Origin of the sequence: Phaeobacter sp. JH20_29 (genome assembly GCF_048056175.1) — a bacterium.
GTDB lineage: Bacteria > Pseudomonadota > Alphaproteobacteria > Rhodobacterales > Rhodobacteraceae > Phaeobacter > Phaeobacter bryozoorum.
Map to the genome: position 1 here is coordinate 286,924 of NZ_JAYMWO010000013.1, position 15,969 is coordinate 302,892.

At 61.9% G+C, this 15,969-nt stretch carries 15 protein-coding genes; 8 read left to right on the forward strand and 7 right to left on the reverse strand.

From position 1 onward, the window contains the following. Positions 1–2: 2 nt before the first annotated feature. On the reverse strand, positions 3–551 hold the full coding sequence (locus tag VWZ85_RS11125; protein ID WP_340545481.1) for a peroxiredoxin: 549 nt from the start codon (positions 549–551) through the stop codon (positions 3–5). A gap of 359 nt (positions 552–910) precedes the next feature. Between VWZ85_RS11125 and lipA the strand changes: the two genes are divergently transcribed. Further along, entirely contained in the window at positions 911–1,861 is a 951-nt protein-coding gene (lipA, locus tag VWZ85_RS11130) for a lipoyl synthase (RefSeq protein ID WP_340545482.1), read from the forward strand. After that, positions 1,858–3,003, forward strand: a complete 1,146-nt coding sequence (locus tag VWZ85_RS11135) for an amidohydrolase (protein WP_416588284.1) — start codon at positions 1,858–1,860, stop codon at positions 3,001–3,003. The genes lipA and VWZ85_RS11135 overlap by 4 nt, the downstream gene beginning before the upstream one ends. A 47-nt stretch (positions 3,004–3,050) precedes the next feature. On the opposite strand, the gene VWZ85_RS11140 is transcribed toward VWZ85_RS11135, so the two are convergent. Together VWZ85_RS11140 and hpt are read right to left on the reverse strand one after the other, a co-directional pair. Next, positions 3,051–3,401, reverse strand: a complete 351-nt coding sequence (locus VWZ85_RS11140) for a hypothetical protein (protein WP_416540220.1) — start codon at positions 3,399–3,401, stop codon at positions 3,051–3,053. Between the two features lie 212 nt (positions 3,402–3,613). Further along, positions 3,614–4,159: a hypoxanthine phosphoribosyltransferase gene (gene hpt, locus VWZ85_RS11145; RefSeq protein ID WP_340545485.1), complete on the reverse strand. Its 546-nt coding sequence runs from the start codon at positions 4,157–4,159 to the stop codon at positions 3,614–3,616. 73 nt (positions 4,160–4,232) lie between these two features. Between hpt and VWZ85_RS11150 the strand changes: the two genes are divergently transcribed. Beyond that, positions 4,233–4,679, forward strand: a complete 447-nt coding sequence (locus tag VWZ85_RS11150; protein WP_416588286.1) for a type II toxin-antitoxin system RatA family toxin — start codon at positions 4,233–4,235, stop codon at positions 4,677–4,679. Between the two features lie 84 nt (positions 4,680–4,763). On the opposite strand, the gene VWZ85_RS11155 is transcribed toward VWZ85_RS11150, so the two are convergent. The 4 genes from VWZ85_RS11155 to VWZ85_RS11170 form a co-directional block, all read right to left on the reverse strand. Then, positions 4,764–5,945 (reverse strand): ammonium transporter, encoded by a 1,182-nt coding sequence (locus tag VWZ85_RS11155; RefSeq protein WP_416588288.1) that lies wholly within the window; start codon positions 5,943–5,945, stop codon positions 4,764–4,766. Between the two features lie 212 nt (positions 5,946–6,157). Continuing rightward, positions 6,158–6,622, reverse strand: coding sequence for a CinA family protein (locus VWZ85_RS11160; RefSeq protein WP_416588289.1), 465 nt, complete (start codon positions 6,620–6,622; stop codon positions 6,158–6,160). Positions 6,623–6,639: 17 nt separating this feature from the next. Beyond that, entirely contained in the window at positions 6,640–7,146 is a 507-nt protein-coding gene (locus VWZ85_RS11165; RefSeq protein WP_340545489.1) for a phosphatidylglycerophosphatase A, read from the reverse strand. Next, on the reverse strand, positions 7,143–8,345 hold the full coding sequence (locus VWZ85_RS11170) for a bifunctional 2-C-methyl-D-erythritol 4-phosphate cytidylyltransferase/2-C-methyl-D-erythritol 2,4-cyclodiphosphate synthase (RefSeq protein WP_416544334.1): 1,203 nt from the start codon (positions 8,343–8,345) through the stop codon (positions 7,143–7,145). Before VWZ85_RS11170 ends, VWZ85_RS11165 begins: the two co-directional genes overlap by 4 nt. A gap of 191 nt (positions 8,346–8,536) precedes the next feature. Here VWZ85_RS11170 and dusB point away from each other — a divergent pair, with 191 nt between their 5' ends. The 5 genes from dusB (at position 8,537) to VWZ85_RS11195 (ending at position 15,923) form a co-directional block, all read left to right on the forward strand. Then, entirely contained in the window at positions 8,537–9,550 is a 1,014-nt protein-coding gene (dusB, locus tag VWZ85_RS11175; RefSeq protein WP_416588291.1) for a tRNA dihydrouridine synthase DusB, read from the forward strand. Next, a complete protein-coding gene (locus VWZ85_RS11180) occupies positions 9,547–10,713 on the forward strand; it encodes a two-component system sensor histidine kinase NtrB (protein WP_416535983.1) in 1,167 nt (388 codons plus the stop codon). Before dusB ends, VWZ85_RS11180 begins: the two co-directional genes overlap by 4 nt. Before the next feature lie 6 nt (positions 10,714–10,719). After that, a complete protein-coding gene (locus VWZ85_RS11185; RefSeq protein ID WP_340545493.1) occupies positions 10,720–12,132 on the forward strand; it encodes a response regulator in 1,413 nt (470 codons plus the stop codon). A gap of 99 nt (positions 12,133–12,231) precedes the next feature. Next, the gene (locus VWZ85_RS11190) at positions 12,232–14,511 is read left to right on the forward strand and encodes an ATP-binding protein (RefSeq protein WP_416588293.1); all 2,280 of its coding nucleotides are present in this window, start codon (positions 12,232–12,234) and stop codon (positions 14,509–14,511) included. Beyond that, complete coding sequence (locus VWZ85_RS11195; protein ID WP_416544336.1) at positions 14,508–15,923, forward strand: sigma-54-dependent transcriptional regulator; 1,416 nt, start codon at positions 14,508–14,510, stop codon at positions 15,921–15,923. Before VWZ85_RS11190 ends, VWZ85_RS11195 begins: the two co-directional genes overlap by 4 nt. Positions 15,924–15,969: the final 46 nt, after the last annotated feature.

Sequence of the window (15,969 nt, forward strand, 5' to 3'; positions counted from 1 at the left end):
GATCAGGCGGCGACCTCAGCCTTGGCTGTTTTCAAGTGCTCCAGAACGGTCTCCGGGGAGGAGACGCCATAGGGATCTTCGCCGTGGTTGTCGCACAGGCCCGGCTCTTCGAACCATGCCTCGACAACACCGTTGTTGACGATGGCTGCATAGCGCCAGGACCGGTTGCCAAAGCCCAGGTTATCCTTGGCCACCAGCATACCCATCTTGCGGGTGAATTCGCCCGACCCGTCGGGGATCACGCCAACGTTCTTCAGGTTCTGGGATTCGGCCCATTTGTTCATCACGAAGCTGTCGTTCACCGACATGCAGTAGATCGCATCGATGCCTTCGGCCTGGAAGTCGGCGAAGCCGTTTTCAAAACCGGGCAGCTGATAGGTCGAGCATGTGGGGGTGAAAGCACCGGGCAGGGAGAACAGCACTACGCGCTTGCCCGCGAAATAGTCAGCGGTGGTTTTGTCTTCCCAGCGGAACGGGTTCGGGCCGCCCACGGATTCGTCGCGAACACGGGTGCGGAAGGTCACGTCGGGCAGTTTTACGCCAGCTTTCATCATCGGCTCCTAGTTGATCAATTCGGTGTCGGGCGGTGACTTATAATAGTTCTAAATCGCCCGCAATGGGGTATTCGCGCGCTGGTGCAGCGGTGTCCGGGTGGCGCCGCATCGCTGTGGTCATGCGCCGCTTTCTGACCGACTCGGAGGCGGGTTTGATCCTGCAATAGCGTGGAAGGCAAAACCGGCGGGCAGGGTTGCAAATTCTGCATTGCGCGCAAATATCTTAATCAAGACAGATTATTACGGCGCAGAGCTGATCCGTTTTGCCGTCGTCGTCAGGTGCAGAACTGGTCGTGCCAAGCGATTGCAACTATGTTACGAAGACCAAAAGACCATTGCCGCAAGGGAACATCGACGTGCGAGATCTGAAAATCCCCGAGCAACGCCACCCGGAAAAGGCGCATCGTCCTGACAATGCTCAGCCGAAGAAGCCGAGCTGGATCCGGGTCAAGGCGCCAGGGGGCAAAGGCTACGCGGAAACGCATAAGATCATGCGTGAGAACAACCTCGTCACGGTCTGTGAGGAAGCCGGCTGCCCGAATGTTGGCGAATGCTGGAGCCAGGGGCACGCCACCATGATGATCATGGGTGAAATCTGCACCCGCGGCTGTACCTTCTGCAATATCGCCACCGGCCGACCCGATACGCTGGATGCGTTTGAGCCGGGTCGCGTCGCCCATGCGGTGCAGAAACTTGGCCTCAACCATGTTGTGATCACCTCCGTCGACCGCGACGATCTGGAAGACGGCGGTGCAGACCATTTCGCCCAGACCATTCGCGCGGTCCGCCATCGCAGCCCGACAACCACGATCGAAATCCTGACACCGGATTTCCTGAAATGCGCCCCTGAGGTGCTGGAAACCGTGGTGGAGGCCCGCCCGGATGTGTTCAACCACAATCTGGAAACCGTGCCCGGTCTCTATCCCGGTGTCCGCCCGGGTGCGCGCTATTTCCACTCCCTGCGGCTGTTGCAGCGGGTAAAGGAGCTGGACCCTGCGATCTTCACCAAATCCGGCATCATGGTCGGCCTTGGCGAGAATGCGCAGGAGGTAAAGCAGGTGATGGACGATATGCGCGCCGCGGATATCGATTTCCTGACCATCGGCCAATATCTTCAGCCCACGCCAAAGCACCATGCGGTGGACCGTTTTGTGACGCCGGAAGAATTCGAGAGCTATGAGAAAGCCGCCTATGGCAAGGGCTTTCTGATGGTATCGGCGACGCCGCTGACGCGGTCATCTTATCACGCGGGGGATGATTTTGCCCGGCTGCGTGCGGCACGGAACGCCAAGCTCGGCCAGGCATGACACCGGAGCGTCTGGCGCGGCTGACCGGGCTGCGCCATCGCCTGCACCAGATCCCGGAGGTTTCGGGTGCCGAGGAGAAGACGGCGGAGATGGTGGCGCGCTATCTGCACCAATACCGGCCGGACCAGCTGCTGACCGGGCTCGGCGGCCATGGCGTTGCTGCAGTCTATCAGGGCATAGAGGCGGGGCCGACCGTCATGATCCGCTGCGAGCTCGATGGCCTGCCAATCGAGGAGCTGTCGGAGCAGCCCTACAGATCCAAACATTCCGGGCGTGGCCATCTGTGCGGCCATGACGGCCATATGGTGATGGTCGCCGCGCTGGCAGAGGATCTGGCAGCCCTACGCCCGTCTCGCGGGCGCGTGGTGCTCCTGTTCCAGCCGGCCGAAGAGACCGGCAAGGGGGCCGCTGCGGTGATCGGCGACCCGGCCTTTGCCACTATCGCGCCTGACTACGCGTTTTCATTGCATAATCTGCCGGGGCTGCCGGTTGGGGAGATTGCGCTCTGCGCGGGTGCCGCCAATTGTGCCTCGCGGGGGATGCGGGTGCAGCTGACTGGCCGGACCTCTCACGCGGCGGCGCCGCAGGATGGAATTTCGCCTGCATCTGCCATGGCGCAGCTGCTTCCGGGGCTGGTCGCGCTGGGGGGTGGTGGGGATCTTGGCCCCGATTACGCGCTGGTCACGCTGACCCATGCGCGACTGGGGCAGGCCACGTTTGGCATCGCTCCCGGCGAAGGGGAGGTCTGGGCCACGCTGCGCACGGTGAATGATGCGCGCATGGCGGAGCTGATCACGGCCGCCACGACTTTGGTTCAGAGCACCTGCCTTGAGAGCGGCCTTGGCTGTGAGATCAGGTTTGATGATGTGTTCGAGGCCTGCACCAATGACGCCGAGGCGGTGACGCTGCTGCGGCGCGCCTGCACGCGCGCAGGCCATGCAGTTCGGATGCGGGTGCAGCCACAGCGCTGGTCCGAAGATTTTGGCCAGTTTGGCAAGCAGGCCAAGGCAGCTATGTTCTGGCTCGGCTCCGGCCTGGATCAGCCGCAGCTGCACAATCCCGATTATGATTTCCCGGATGCGGCAATCCCGGTCGGGGTTGCCATCTTTGCCGAGGTTATCGCCGAGATTTTGAGCGATTAGCGTGTTGCAACAGGCCCTTGCGCGGACCTGTTCAATCCGCTCAAGCGTCAGTTTGTCAGGGCTTCGACCAGTGCGACGGCCCCTACGATTGCCAGCGTGTCACGCACCACCTCATAGATGCGGTCATCCTTGCGCACATAGCGGTGGCCGGGAGCCGGTGGTGCCAGACCCCAACGCGCGTAATCGTCGATATAGATATAGTCGCCGCTGATGCGCTCCCGCGTCTTGTGGCGCTTCTTATACTGTTTCTTGATTTGCCCAGGCGCGTAATGGGCGGCGCTGTTATTATGGCCCGGAGCCCATTTTGGCGGCGCCGCATTGGCGATGGTCGGGGCAAGGGCGGGCGTCAGGCTCAGCGCGGCGGCAGTGGCCGCGGCGGCAAGGTATTTCGTCGTCATGGCGGATCTCCTCGTGATCTCTGCTTTGACCAAGACATGGGGGAGCCTGCCGGTTTTGGCAAATCGCCTGCGCTGCTTTGTGCTGACCGGGGTGCGACAATCGGCAAGGGGCCGCCGGTTCCCTCGCGCATGAAAAAAGGCGCGGTGTCTGCGCGCCTTTCTCGGTGCCATGTTAGGTGCTCTGATACCGGCCGGGCAGTTCCGTGCGGCGCTCAGCCCTCATCGGTGAAGCGGACCTTGCCGATGAAGGGCAGGTTGCGGTTGCGCTGCGCGTAGTCGATTCCGTAGCCCACCACAAATTCGTCCGGGATCTCAAAGCCGATCCAGTCGGAGCGGAAATCGACCTCACGCCGTGATGGTTTGTCAAGCAGCGCGATCGACTTCAACCGTGCAGGCTGACGGCTGCGGAGCAGATGGGTGACATGGTTCAGGGTATGACCGGTGTCGACGATATCTTCGACAACCAGCACGTCGCGCCCTTCAATTGCGCCGCGCAAGTCCTTAAGAATACGAACTTCCCGGCTGCTTTCCATCGCGTCCCCATAAGAGGACGCCTCGAGGAAATCGACCTCGATCGGCAGGTCAAGTTCCCGCACGAGATCTGCGATAAAGACGAAGCTGCCGCGCAGCAGCCCCACCACCACCAGTTTGTCGGTGCCCTGAAATTCGTCTTGGATCTCGGCGCAAAGCTCTTCGATCCGGGCCGCAATGGCCTTGGCTGAGATCATCACATCGATGACATATGGCCGCTGTGTCATGGGTGCCCCCTTGAAATTCCCGCGCGTTCATATGACATGACGCGGGATGATCATAGCAGGAAATGCGCCACTCATGCCTACCCATTCAGAAACCCGGCCAATGCCCTACACGGCACAGCAGATGTATAATCTGGTGGCTGATGTCGGGGATTATCCGAAGTTTCTGCCCTGGTGTGCGGCGGCGCGGATCCGTAGCCGGGTGCCGCAGGGGGGCGCGGAGGTGATGGAGGCGGATCTGGTGATCTCCTTCAAGGTGTTCCGCGAGCGTTTTGGCAGCCGCGTGACGCTCTATGCCGAGGATAAGAAGATCGACACCGAATATCTGGACGGTCCGTTTCGCTATATGAAGTCGAACTGGGCCTTTGCCGACCGTGCGGATGGCGGTTGCGACGTGTCCTTCTTCGTGGATTTTGAGTTCAAGAACGCAGTGTTGCAGGGCATTATTGGTGTGGTCTTCAACGAGGCGATGCAGCGGATCGTGCGGGCGTTTGAGCGGCGCGCGGCGGAGCTGTATGGCTGATCAGGAACGCATTGTAAGTTATTGAAAGAAAACGGGCCCGCGATGCAGGCTCGTTTCTTTTTTATGGCGGATGGTGCTGCGTCCTCAGCTGGTCATATCATAGGCGCGTTCGCCATGGACGGAGATGTCCAAGCCGTTTGTCTCGGTCTCCGGATCGACGCGCAGCGGGGTGATCGCGGCGGTAACCTTGACCAGAACAACAGTCACAACGGCGGTGAAGATACCGACGATCGCAAGACCGCCCAGCTGTGCCAGCCAGGTGCCCTGACCAAAGAGCGCGATCATGATGGTGCCAAAGATGCCGCCGACACCGTGCACGGCAAAGACATCAAGCGTGTCGTCGATCTTCAGCACATTGCGCACCAGATTCACGGCTTCCTGACAGAGGATACCCGCGACAGCGCCAATCATCAGCGCCTCAACCGGACCTACAAAGCCAGAGGCCGGCGTGATTGAGGCCAGCCCCGCGATGGTGCCGGTGACCAGACCGACCATTGAGGCCTTGCCGTATTTGATCTTTTCCCACAGCGCCCAGGTGAGAGAGGCCGTCGCGGCAGAAATATGCGTCACGGTCAGCGCCATTGCCGCACCGCCGTCGGCGGCCAGCTGCGAGCCACCGTTAAAGCCGAACCAGCCGACCCAAAGCATCGCGGCACCGATGAAGACATAGCCGGGGTTGTGCGGCGGTGTGGTGCGGTTTTTGCGCGGGCCGAGGAAGACAGCGATGATCAGCGCAGCCAGACCGGCGGTTTCATGGACCACGATACCACCGGCAAAGTCGCGCACGCCAGTCTCCCCAAAGATGCCGCCATCGGCCATCATGCCGCCGCCCCAGATCCAATGCACCACCGGCGCGTAGCACAGAAGCATCCAGAGGCCGGAGAAGACCAGCACAAAGCCAAAGCCGACGCGCTCGACATAGGCACCGACGATCAGCGCGGGCGTGATGATGGCAAAGGTCATCTGAAAGGCAAAGAACAGAACCTCGGGTAGGGAGCCGGACAGGCTGTCGGCGGTGACGCCGGACAGGAACATCTTGTCCAGGCCGCCCCAGATGCCGGAGGTGCCGCTGCCAAAGGCGATGGAATAGCCGAAGGCGAGCCATAGAACGCTCATCAAACAGGCAATCGCATAGCACTGCATGAACACGCTGAGCACATTGCGGGCACGGACAAGCCCGCCGTAGAACAGGGCTAGCCCCGGCAAAGTCATAAAGAGGACAAGGGCCGTGGCCACAATAATCCAAGCTGTATCGGCTGCGTTCATCGCCGTTCCTTCCGCATTTCAGGCTGATTTCTATCTGAGGCCTGACAAAGCGGAGTTGCAGCGTTGAAAAAAGCGGCAGGTTTGATGTTGGCGCTAAAAAAGCGGGCTTTTGTCAAAGTGCCGAAAAAATGAGCACAATCGAGGGGGTGCTGCTCAATCTGCGCACAGAATATGAAATTGCGGCAGATGGGCGGTGATTTGCGTCAGCGGGTTCAGAGCACCTGTCGGATCAATGTCAGCGCATAGTCGCGGGTGGCCCGTCGCACCGCGTCGCGGCCAAGGGCGCCGAAATCGACGGTTTCGACATGGGTGCTGCGGTCCCTGGCTGCCAGCGCAAAACAGACGCGGCCTTCGGGTTTGTGTTCGGAGCCGCCGGGGCCTGCGATCCCGGTCACGGCCACCGCGATATCGACACGGGCGCGGCTGCGGGCGCCTTCTGCCATCTGGATCGCGACCTCCTCGCTGACCGCGCCGAGAGCCTCGAGTGTTGCGGCCTGCACGCCCAGCATCTCCTGCTTGGCGCGATTTGAGTAGGTGACATAGCCCCGATCAACCACCGCCGAGGAGCCGGGCACATCGGTGAGCGCAGCGGCGATCATACCGGCGGTGCAGCTCTCTGCGGTGGCGATGGTCAGGCCTTTTGCGCTGGCCTTGCGGATGATGTCGGACGCGTCCATGGACTTACCTCTGCAATTTACAGGCCCAGTACACCATGGGTGAGGCCGGCCAGCGCGGCGACACCGATGGCAGCAAGGATGCCTGCGATGATATCATCCATCATCACCCCTGTGGCCCCTTTCTGACGGTCGGCCCAGCCAACGGGGCCGGGTTTCCACACGTCAAACAGGCGAAACAGCACAAAGGCGGCAATCCAGCCGGGCCAGAGTGCAGTGATGGCAATGTCATGCGCCCAGGCGGGATAGGAAATCGCCCAGAGGGCAACAAACTGGCCTGCCACCTCATCCAGCACAAATTCGGAAGGATCCATGTTTTCGCGGTTGCGGGTCATCGCCTCCGCCGCCCAGACGCCGACCACCATGCAGATCACGGTTGCCAGCGCCAGCAGGAGGAATCCGCCCAGCTGATGCAGGACAAAAGCCATGGGCAACGCTGCAAGCGACCCCCAGGTGCCGGGTGCCGGACGCATGTAGCCGATGCCGCCCACGGTGCCGATCAGAAAGGCGAGGCGCGAGCGTTTCATGATTTCACCACGCAGGCGGTGGCGAGGGCGGCGATGCCTTCGCCGCGACCGGTAAAGCCAAGCCGTTCGGAGGTGGTCGCCTTGATCGAGACGCGGGAGATATCAATCGACAGGATCTCGGCCACCGCCGCGCGCATGGCGGGGGCATGGGGCGTGATCTTGGGGAATTCACAGACCAGCGTGCAGTCCACATTCGAGATCTGATAGCCCTTGGAGCGGGTCAGATCGGCGGCGTGGCGCAGGAAGATATCGCTGGCGGCACCTTTCCACTGGGGATCCGAGGGCGGGAAGTGGCGACCTATGTCGCCCTCTGCCAGCGCACCATAGAGGGCATCGGTGATGGCGTGCAGCCCGACGTCGGCGTCGGAATGGCCCTGAAGGCCGCGATCATGGGCCACGGGCACACCGCAGAGCACGACCTCATCCCCCGGTCCGAACCGGTGAACATCATAGCCATTGCCAAGCCTTACATCCATGTCGCCCCCTAATATGCGCGCAGCCCGGTCAAAGTCCTCCGGGCGGGTGATTTTGATATTGTCTGGGTCGCCCGGAATGATGGCAACGTCAATCCCTGCCGCACGGGCCACGGCCACATCGTCTGCAGCGTCGCCGCCGGATGCGGCAAGCTGCTGATGGGCGGCACGGATCTGCGGCAGGTGAAAGCCTTGCGGGGTCTGGGCAGCAAACAGGCCGTCGCGGTTCTCTGTGCCGGTAACCGTCCCACCATCCCCGCGCCACAGCGCATCGGTCACCGCCAGCGCCGGGGCGGCGGCCGGATGGTTATCAAGCGCGGCCATCACATCGCGGATCACCCGTGGAGAGACACAGGGGCGGGCGGCATCATGGATCAGAACCCTGTGGAGCCCGTGCTGATTGAGCAGTTCCACCCCGTTGGCCACCGACTGCGCCCTTGTGTCGCCACCCTTTGTGAGCAGCAGCTCCGCGCGCGATGCAAACTCCTGCCAGTGATCGGTATCCTCAGCAGCGAGAACGAGGGCAATCCGCTGAACGCCTGCGCGTAGGAAGGCATCAATGGTCCAGTCGATTACCCGGCGTCCCATCAGGGGGCGCCATTGTTTTGCCAGACCGCCGCCGGCCCGCAGGCCCTTGCCTGCGGCAACAATCAGCGCTGCGGTTTGGTGGGACGCAGGATCAGCTGCGGTGGTAACCGGCGCGGTGGGTAGGGGGGCAGACGGCATGGGAAGGCTCTTTCTTGGGTCGCAAATGTTTAGGAGGTGATGCAAGGGGAGGCAATGGCAGCGCGTCACCCTGGGTAAAGTGCCTAAAAATTAGGCAACTGCCAAAAGAAGCAGCCTTGCCGCCAGGGGTTTCATTGTCGCATAGAGGCTGCTTCGGATAGAAACACCATATATGCACAAGGATTAGGCAGTTGTCCTTCACTCTCGGTTCCACCTCTCTGACCCCTCCCATCGCGCTGGCGCCGATGGCTGGAATCACCGATCGGCCGTTTCGCGATCTGGTGCGCAGCTTTGGTGTCGGGCTGATGGTGAGCGAGATGGTTGCCAGTCAGGAAATGGTGCAGGCCAAGCCCGGCGTGCGTGAACGGGCCGAGCTGAGTGCGGATGTGGAGAATACGGCGGTGCAGATTGCCGGGCGCGATGCCTATTGGATGGCAGAGGCCGCGCGGCAGGTGGAAAGCCGGGGCGCAAATCTGATTGATATCAATATGGGATGCCCGGCCAAGAAGGTGACCAATGGTTATTCCGGCTCGGCCCTGCTGAAGACACCGGATCATGCGCTGTCGCTGATTGAGGCGGTGGTGGCTGCGGTCTCGGTGCCGGTGACGTTGAAGACGCGGCTTGGCTGGGACGACAGCTGTCTGAACGCCGCCAATGTGGCCTATCGCGCGCAGGAGGCCGGGGTGCAGATGGTCACCATCCATGGCCGTACCCGGTGTCAGTTCTACAAGGGCAATGCAGATTGGCAGGCCATTGCAGCAGTGAAAGCTGCGTTGACGGTTCCGCTGCTGGCCAATGGCGATATCGTGGATACGGCCACGGCCCGCGGTGCATTGGCACTCTCGGGTGCGGATGGCGTGATGATTGGGCGCGGGGCGCAGGGCAAGCCCTGGCTGCTGGCTGAGGTGGCGCATGACATCTGGGGCAGTGCAGCCCCCGATGTGCCGACCGGTTCGGATCTGGTTCAGATGGTCAGCGCTCATTACGAGGCGATGATCGCCTTTTACGGCGTGGATCTGGGCCTGCGGGTCGCACGCAAACATCTGGGCTGGTATATGGATGAGGCCGCCACTCCTGCTCAGCTGCGCCGGGAGGTACTGACAGCCAAGGACCCCAAGACGGTGCTCAGCCTCCTGCCTGCGGCGCTGACCGGGGGCGCTGGGCCGGATCTTGGGCCACAAACCATGGGCGGGCAGGCGGCATGACACAGGCAGAGGGCGGAAAAACCGGCGCCACGCAGGTCGATTGGAACGGTGCAGACAGCGCGCTCTGGGCGTCGCTGCCGATTCCGGCCTTTGTCATAGATCGCGAGGCCCGGATTGCGGATGTGAATTCCGCCGGTGAGGGCTTCCTCAATACCTCGCGCAAGGCGCTGCTGGGCCAGGGCATCTGGCAGCATGTGATCATTGCCCCGGCCATTGACGAGGCGGTGGAGCGCGCCCGCGACAATGGCACGCCGCTGTTTGTGAACGATATCGACGTCGGCACCCCCGGGCGGGCGCCGCTGCAATGCAATGTACAGGTGGCGCGGGTGCAGGGCGTTCAGGGGGGGATGCTGATCCTGCTCTCCCCGCGCGAGCTGGCCGGGCGGTTGACGCAGAACCATTCGGCCAAATCCGCCGCGCAATCCGCAATCGGTATGGCCGAGATGCTGGCCCATGAGATCAAGAACCCGCTGGCAGGGATCACCGGTGCGGCGCAGCTGCTGTCCATGGGGCTGTCGGGGGATGATCTGGAGCTGACCGATCTGATCGTGAGCGAAAGTCGGCGGATCGTGAAACTCTTGGAACAGGTGGAGCAATTCGGCAACCTCTCGGCCCCGGCCTTTCAGGAGGTCAATATCCATGATGTGCTGGACCGGGCGCGCCGCTCTGCGTTGCTGGGGTTTGGCGCGCAGATGACCATCATCGAGGATTACGACCCCTCGCTGCCGATGGCCTGGGGCGATGGGGACCAGCTGTTGCAGGTGGTCCTGAACCTGCTGAAGAACGCAGCAGAGGCCGCCGATCCCGGTGGTGGAACCATTCGCATCCGTACCTTCTATGAGCATTCGTTCCGCCTTCGGCGCAGTGATGGGTCGGGCAAGCTGTTGCCGCTGCAGATTGAGATTTCCGATGACGGTCCGGGTCTGCCTGAGGCGATCCGCGATGATATCTTTGATCCGTTTGTTTCTGGCCGCGAGAATGGCACTGGTCTGGGACTGGCGCTGGTCAGCAAGATCATTGCCGATCATCAGGGCTGGATCTCGGTCAGTTCCGAACCCGGACAGACGGTGTTTCGCCTGTCGCTGTCGCGCGTGCCGACGGCGCCGCGCCCGGCACCGTTTCCACATGATCCCAACCATACCGCAGACGCACCCAAGGAGTAGCACATCATGGACGGCACCGTTCTGGTCGCAGATGACGATCGCACTATCCGCACGGTTTTGACACAGGCCCTGACGCGGGCCGGGTGCAAGGTGCATGCGACCTCCTCTCTGACGACGCTGATGCGCTGGGTTGGCGAGGGCAAGGGTGATGTCGTCATCTCCGACGTGATGATGCCGGATGGCAATGGGCTGGAGATGCTGCCCAAGATCGCCGATGACCGGCCAGGGCTGCCGGTGATCGTGATCTCGGCGCAGAACACCATCATGACAGCGATCAAGGCGGCTGAGGCCGAGGCCTATGATTACCTGCCCAAACCGTTCGACCTGCCGGAGCTGATGAAGCGGACTGCCAAGGCGCTGACGGAGCGGCGGCAAACGCAGGGGCAGGGGCGTTCGACGCCGCAGGGGGAGGGCGCGCGCGATCTCGGCCTTCATAGCGGCGAGACCCATGAGGACCTGCCACTGGTGGGGCGCACCGAGGTGATGCAGACACTTTACCGTCTGGTGGCGCGGGTGATGAACACCGATATCCCGCTGTTGATCACCGGCGAGAGCGGCACTGGAAAATCCCTGATCGCGCGGTCCATGCATGATCTTTCGGATCGGCGCACCCTGCCGTTTGTCAGGGCTGAGGCGGCTGATCTCGCCTCGCTCGATGGTCCGGCGCAGTTGCTGGCGCAGGCCCGTGGCGGCACGCTGCTGCTGGATGAGCTGGCAGATCTCTCCGAGGAGGCACAGGCACGCGTCGTTCGCATGATGGATGCCCCCGGAGACCACCAGCCGCGTTTCATCGCCACCAGCCAGCAGGATCTGACCGCAGCGATGGAGGCCGGGCGGCTGCGACAGGATCTCTATTACCGGATCAGCGGCACGGAGCTCCCCGTGCCTGCGCTGCGGGCGCGGGTGGATGACATTCCGCTGCTTTGCGCGCATTTCCTGACGCGGGCCGAAAATGATGGCGCACCGCACCGCCGGTTGAGCGAGGCAGCGCGCGAACCGCTGCGGCAGTTCCCGTGGCCGGGAAATGTGCGCCAGCTGGAGAATGTGATGCGGCGTCTGGCGCTGACCGCCCGCAGCGAGGACATCAGCCTGGATGAAGTCAACGGTGCGCTGGGCGCGCAATCGGGCGGGGAGCCGCTGGCAGCCAGCGGTGCGGCCCTCAGTACCGAGAAACTGTCGGAATCAGTGGCGCGCCATTTGCAGCGCTATTTCGATCTGCACGGCGATATGCTGCCGCCACCCGGCCTATATGCCCGGTTGATGCGGGAGGTTGAGACCCCTTTGATTGAATTATCGCTCGCGATGACCGGCGGAAATCAGGCAAAATGTGCGGATTTACTTGGTATTAACCGCAATACGCTGCGCAAGAAGATCACCGACCTTGATATTGAGGTGACACGCCGTCGCAAACTGATGTAATATAGCCACAGAACCGTGGCAGATCAGCGTTCGCGCTGGTGACGATCACGATATGTGGCGGTCGGCCAGAATGGTCGCACATCAGGATGGGGACGGTACGTGGCGCAGAGGTCACATCTTCGCTCGGCATACGGGCCATTTGCGGCCCTTGACCGCTGGCGCAGAACCCGCAGGGCACGCAATGTCGGCGCGCTTGGGCTGGTTGTTCTGGGGCCTGTGCTGGCGCTCTCGACATTTCTGATCATCGGCCCGTTCTCGCAAGGGGTCGCCTCGCTGTCGCTGCGGCTGATCCTGCTGGCTGATCTGATCTATGTGCTGGCTGTCGCGGCACTGGTCCTGACGCAGGTTGGGCGGTTGATCGCAGCCCGACGGGCCAAATCCGCGGGTTCCCGGCTGCATCTGCGGCTGATCGGGGCCTTCGCCTTTCTGGCGCTGACGCCCACCGTGATCGTGGCGCTGTTTGCCGGGCTGACCGTGAACGTGGGCCTTGAGGGCTGGTTTTCGGACCGGGTCCGTCAGGTCGTGGGAAGTTCGCTTGCCGCCGCTGAGGCCTATCAGGAGCAGCAGCAGCGCGACCTGTCGGAGGATGCGGTGGCGCTGGCGCGCTATATCGACAACAGCCGGAACCGCAATTTCTTCATCAGCGACGGGCAGCTGCGCCAGGTGCTGACACAGGGGCAATTGCAGATCCAACGCGGCCTTCAGGAGGCTTATGTGGTGGATGGCGCCGGGGCCATCCGGGCCCGTGGCGAACGCTCCTATGAGTTTGACTTTGAAGAGCCGCGCGCCACTGACATCAGCAAGGCGTCGTTTAACGGGGTTACGCTGATCCAGGACTGGGAAAACAGCGAACTGCGGGCGCTGGTGCGGCTGGATGCGTTTGTCGACCGCTTCCTGTATGTCAGCCGTGATGTGGACGGTGAGTTGCTGAGCCTCCTGGATGACACCAAGGAAACCGCGCATCTCTACCAGCAGCTGGAGAGCGAACGCGGGCGGGTTCTGTTTGACTTTGTGCTGTTGTACCTCGGGTTTGCGGTGATCCTGATCCTTGCGGCGATGTGGCTGGGCATGTGGTTTGCCGAACGGCTGTCGCGGCCTGTCGGACGGCTGACGATTGCCGCGCGCCGGGTCGGGGCGGGCAATCTCAACGTGCAGGTGCCCGAAGACGACGGCGATGACGAGATTTCGCAGCTGGGGCGCTATTTCAACCAGATGACTTTGGAGCTGCGCGAGCAGCGCGACACGCTGCTTGAGAACACCCGCCAGATCGAACGCCGCCGCCGGTTGTTTGATTCCGTGCTGATGTCGGTGACCTCGGGTGTGGTCGGGCTGGACCCTGAGGGGCGGGTGACCTTTGTGAACCGCTCCGCCGAGCGCCTGCTGGATTGGAATGGCGATCGTCAGTCGCTGGCATTGGCTGTGGCCGTGCCGGAGTTTGGGCCGCTGTTTGTGGAGTTGAGCGAAACCGGCGCCGATGTGGTTCAGGATGAGGTCAAGGTGACGCGCCAGGGGCAGCTGGAGAACCTGCTGGTGCGGATGTCGCCACGGCGCAGCGAGGAGGGGCGGCTTGAGGGCTATGTGGTTGCCTTTGACGATGTCACCGACCTGGTCAGCGCCCAGCGGATGGCGGCATGGGGCGATGTGGCCCGTCGGATTGCCCATGAGATCAAGAACCCGCTGACCCCGATCCAGCTGAGTGCCGAGCGTATCAAGCGCAAATTCGCGCCCAAGCTGGGTGAGGAGAACAGCGATCTCCTGCAATCCATGACAGATGTGATTGTGCGCCAGACCAATGACTTGCGCCGCATTGTTGACGAGTTTTCAAAATTCGCACGGATGCCGGAGCCGGAGCGCCGCGAAGAGGATCTGGTGAAGCTGTTGCGCGATGCGGTGACCCTGCAACGGGCAGGCCAGCCTGATCTGCGCATCACCGCCGATCTGCCCACCGAACCGATGCTTGCCGATCTGGATGCAACCATGATCGGCCAGGCCTTGACCAATCTGATCAAGAACGCGGGCGAAGCCGTTGAAACCCTGAAGCAAAAAGGCAGCGTGCCGGATCTGGATCCGGAAATTCGCATTGCCGTCACCTCGACGAAAACCGGCTATGAGGTCACCATCGCCGACAATGGCATCGGTCTGCCAGAAGACCGTGCCCGTTTGTTTGAACCCTATGTGACCACCCGTGACGAAGGCACCGGCCTCGGCCTGCCGATCGTCAAGAAGATCATCGAAGAACACGGCGGAACGCTGGTGCTGGAAGACGCACCGGTGTTCGAAGGTCAGGCCCATTATGGCGCCATGGCCGTGATCCGCCTGCCTGCCGCACATGAGGCGGCAGCCCCCAATAAGAGTACAGTGAAAGCAGGTCTGACATGAGTGACATTCTGATTGTTGACGACGAACGCGACATCCGTGAGCTGGTTTCCGATATCCTTGAGGATGAAGGCTATGCAACGCGCAAGGCCGGCAGCTCTGAGGAATGCATGGCCGCGCTCAACGCCGAGCCGCCGGCGCTCCTGATCCTCGATATCTGGCTGAAGGACAGCCAGATGGATGGGATCGACATCCTGAAGGTGGTGAAACGCGACAACCCGGAAATCCCCGTGGTGATTATTTCCGGCCATGGAAATATTGAAATTGCCGTCGCTGCGATCAAGCAGGGCGCGTATGATTTCATCGAAAAACCTTTTAATATCGACCAGTTGCTGGTGGTTATTCGCCGCGCGATGGAGGCTTCGAAGCTGCGCCGCGAAAACTCCGATCTGAAGCGTCAGGATGCCGGCGTGAGCGAGATGATCGGGGCCTCCGCGGCCTATCGTGCGCTGATTGGCCAGTTGGACAAGGTGACAAAGTCCAACGGCCGGGTGATGCTGACGGGGCCTGCGGGCAGCGGCAAGGAGATTGCAGCGCGCTATATTCACACGCAGTCCAATCGCGCCTCGGCCCCCTTTGTGACGGTGAACTGCGCCAGTATCGAGCCGGACCGTATGGAAGAGGTGCTGTTTGGTCGGGAAAGCGCCGAGCGCGGGGTTGAGCCGGGGCTGCTGGAACAGGCACATGGTGGCGTGATCTTCTTTGACGAGGTGGCGGATATGCCGCTTGGGACCCAGTCAAAGATCCTGCGGGTGCTGGTGGATCAGCAGTTCCAGCGGGTTGGCGGGGCCGATAAGGTACGCGTTGACCTGCGGGTTATTTCCTCAACAAACAAGGACTTGGAGCGCGAGATTGAGGCGGATCGCTTCCGTCAGGAGCTCTATCACCGCCTGAATGTGGTGCCGATCCCGGTGCCCTCGCTGGCCGACCGGCGCGAGGATATTCCGCTGCTGGCGGATCATTTCATCGCGCATTTCAACCAGAGCCAGGGCCTGCCGCTGCGCAAGCTTAGCGAGGATGCCATTGCCCTGATGCAGACCATGCTGTGGCCGGGCAATGTGCGGCAGTTGAAGAACATGGTGGAACGGGTTCTGATCCTTGGCGAAAGCAGCGGTCCGATTGAGCCAAAGGATCTGCCCCGCGATGAAGAAGCGGTTGATGACCAGAGCCGGGTTGTGCTTTCCGGGGCGCTGGCGACCCTGCCGCTGCGGGAGGCCCGCGAGGCGTTTGAACGCGAATATCTGCTGACCCAGATCAACCGCTTTGGCGGCAATATCAGCCGCACCGCGTCTTTTGTCGGGATGGAACGCTCCGCCTTGCACCGCAAACTGAAATCGCTGGGGGTTGTCACCTCGAACAAGGCAGGCGCGCGGATCGCGCATGTTGAGAAGGAAACCGAAGAGGATATGGTCTGATTCAGGCCATATCCCCTGCTTATCAGTGGGTTGTCAGGGTTTCCTG

Bases quoted from the DNA above. Each gene is read 5' to 3' on its own strand.
- VWZ85_RS11135 (WP_416588284.1), top strand. From the start codon at position 1,858: ATGACACCGGAGCGTCTGGCGCGGCTGACCGGGCTGCGCCATCGCCTG.
- VWZ85_RS11140 (WP_416540220.1), bottom strand. From the start codon at position 3,401: ATGACGACGAAATACCTTGCCGCCGCGGCCACTGCCGCCGCGCTGAGC.
- hpt (WP_340545485.1), bottom strand. From the start codon at position 4,159: ATGACACAGCGGCCATATGTCATCGATGTGATGATCTCAGCCAAGGCC.
- VWZ85_RS11150 (WP_416588286.1), top strand. From the start codon at position 4,233: ATGCCTACCCATTCAGAAACCCGGCCAATGCCCTACACGGCACAGCAG.
- VWZ85_RS11185 (WP_340545493.1), top strand. From the start codon at position 10,720: ATGGACGGCACCGTTCTGGTCGCAGATGACGATCGCACTATCCGCACG.
- VWZ85_RS11180 (WP_416535983.1), top strand. From the start codon at position 9,547: ATGACACAGGCAGAGGGCGGAAAAACCGGCGCCACGCAGGTCGATTGG.
- VWZ85_RS11160 (WP_416588289.1), bottom strand. From the start codon at position 6,622: ATGGACGCGTCCGACATCATCCGCAAGGCCAGCGCAAAAGGCCTGACC.
- VWZ85_RS11155 (WP_416588288.1), bottom strand. From the start codon at position 5,945: ATGAACGCAGCCGATACAGCTTGGATTATTGTGGCCACGGCCCTTGTC.
- VWZ85_RS11195 (WP_416544336.1), top strand. From the start codon at position 14,508: ATGAGTGACATTCTGATTGTTGACGACGAACGCGACATCCGTGAGCTG.
- VWZ85_RS11165 (WP_340545489.1), bottom strand. From the start codon at position 7,146: ATGAAACGCTCGCGCCTCGCCTTTCTGATCGGCACCGTGGGCGGCATC.
- VWZ85_RS11125 (WP_340545481.1), bottom strand. From the start codon at position 551: ATGAAAGCTGGCGTAAAACTGCCCGACGTGACCTTCCGCACCCGTGTT.
- VWZ85_RS11170 (WP_416544334.1), bottom strand. From the start codon at position 8,345: ATGCCGTCTGCCCCCCTACCCACCGCGCCGGTTACCACCGCAGCTGAT.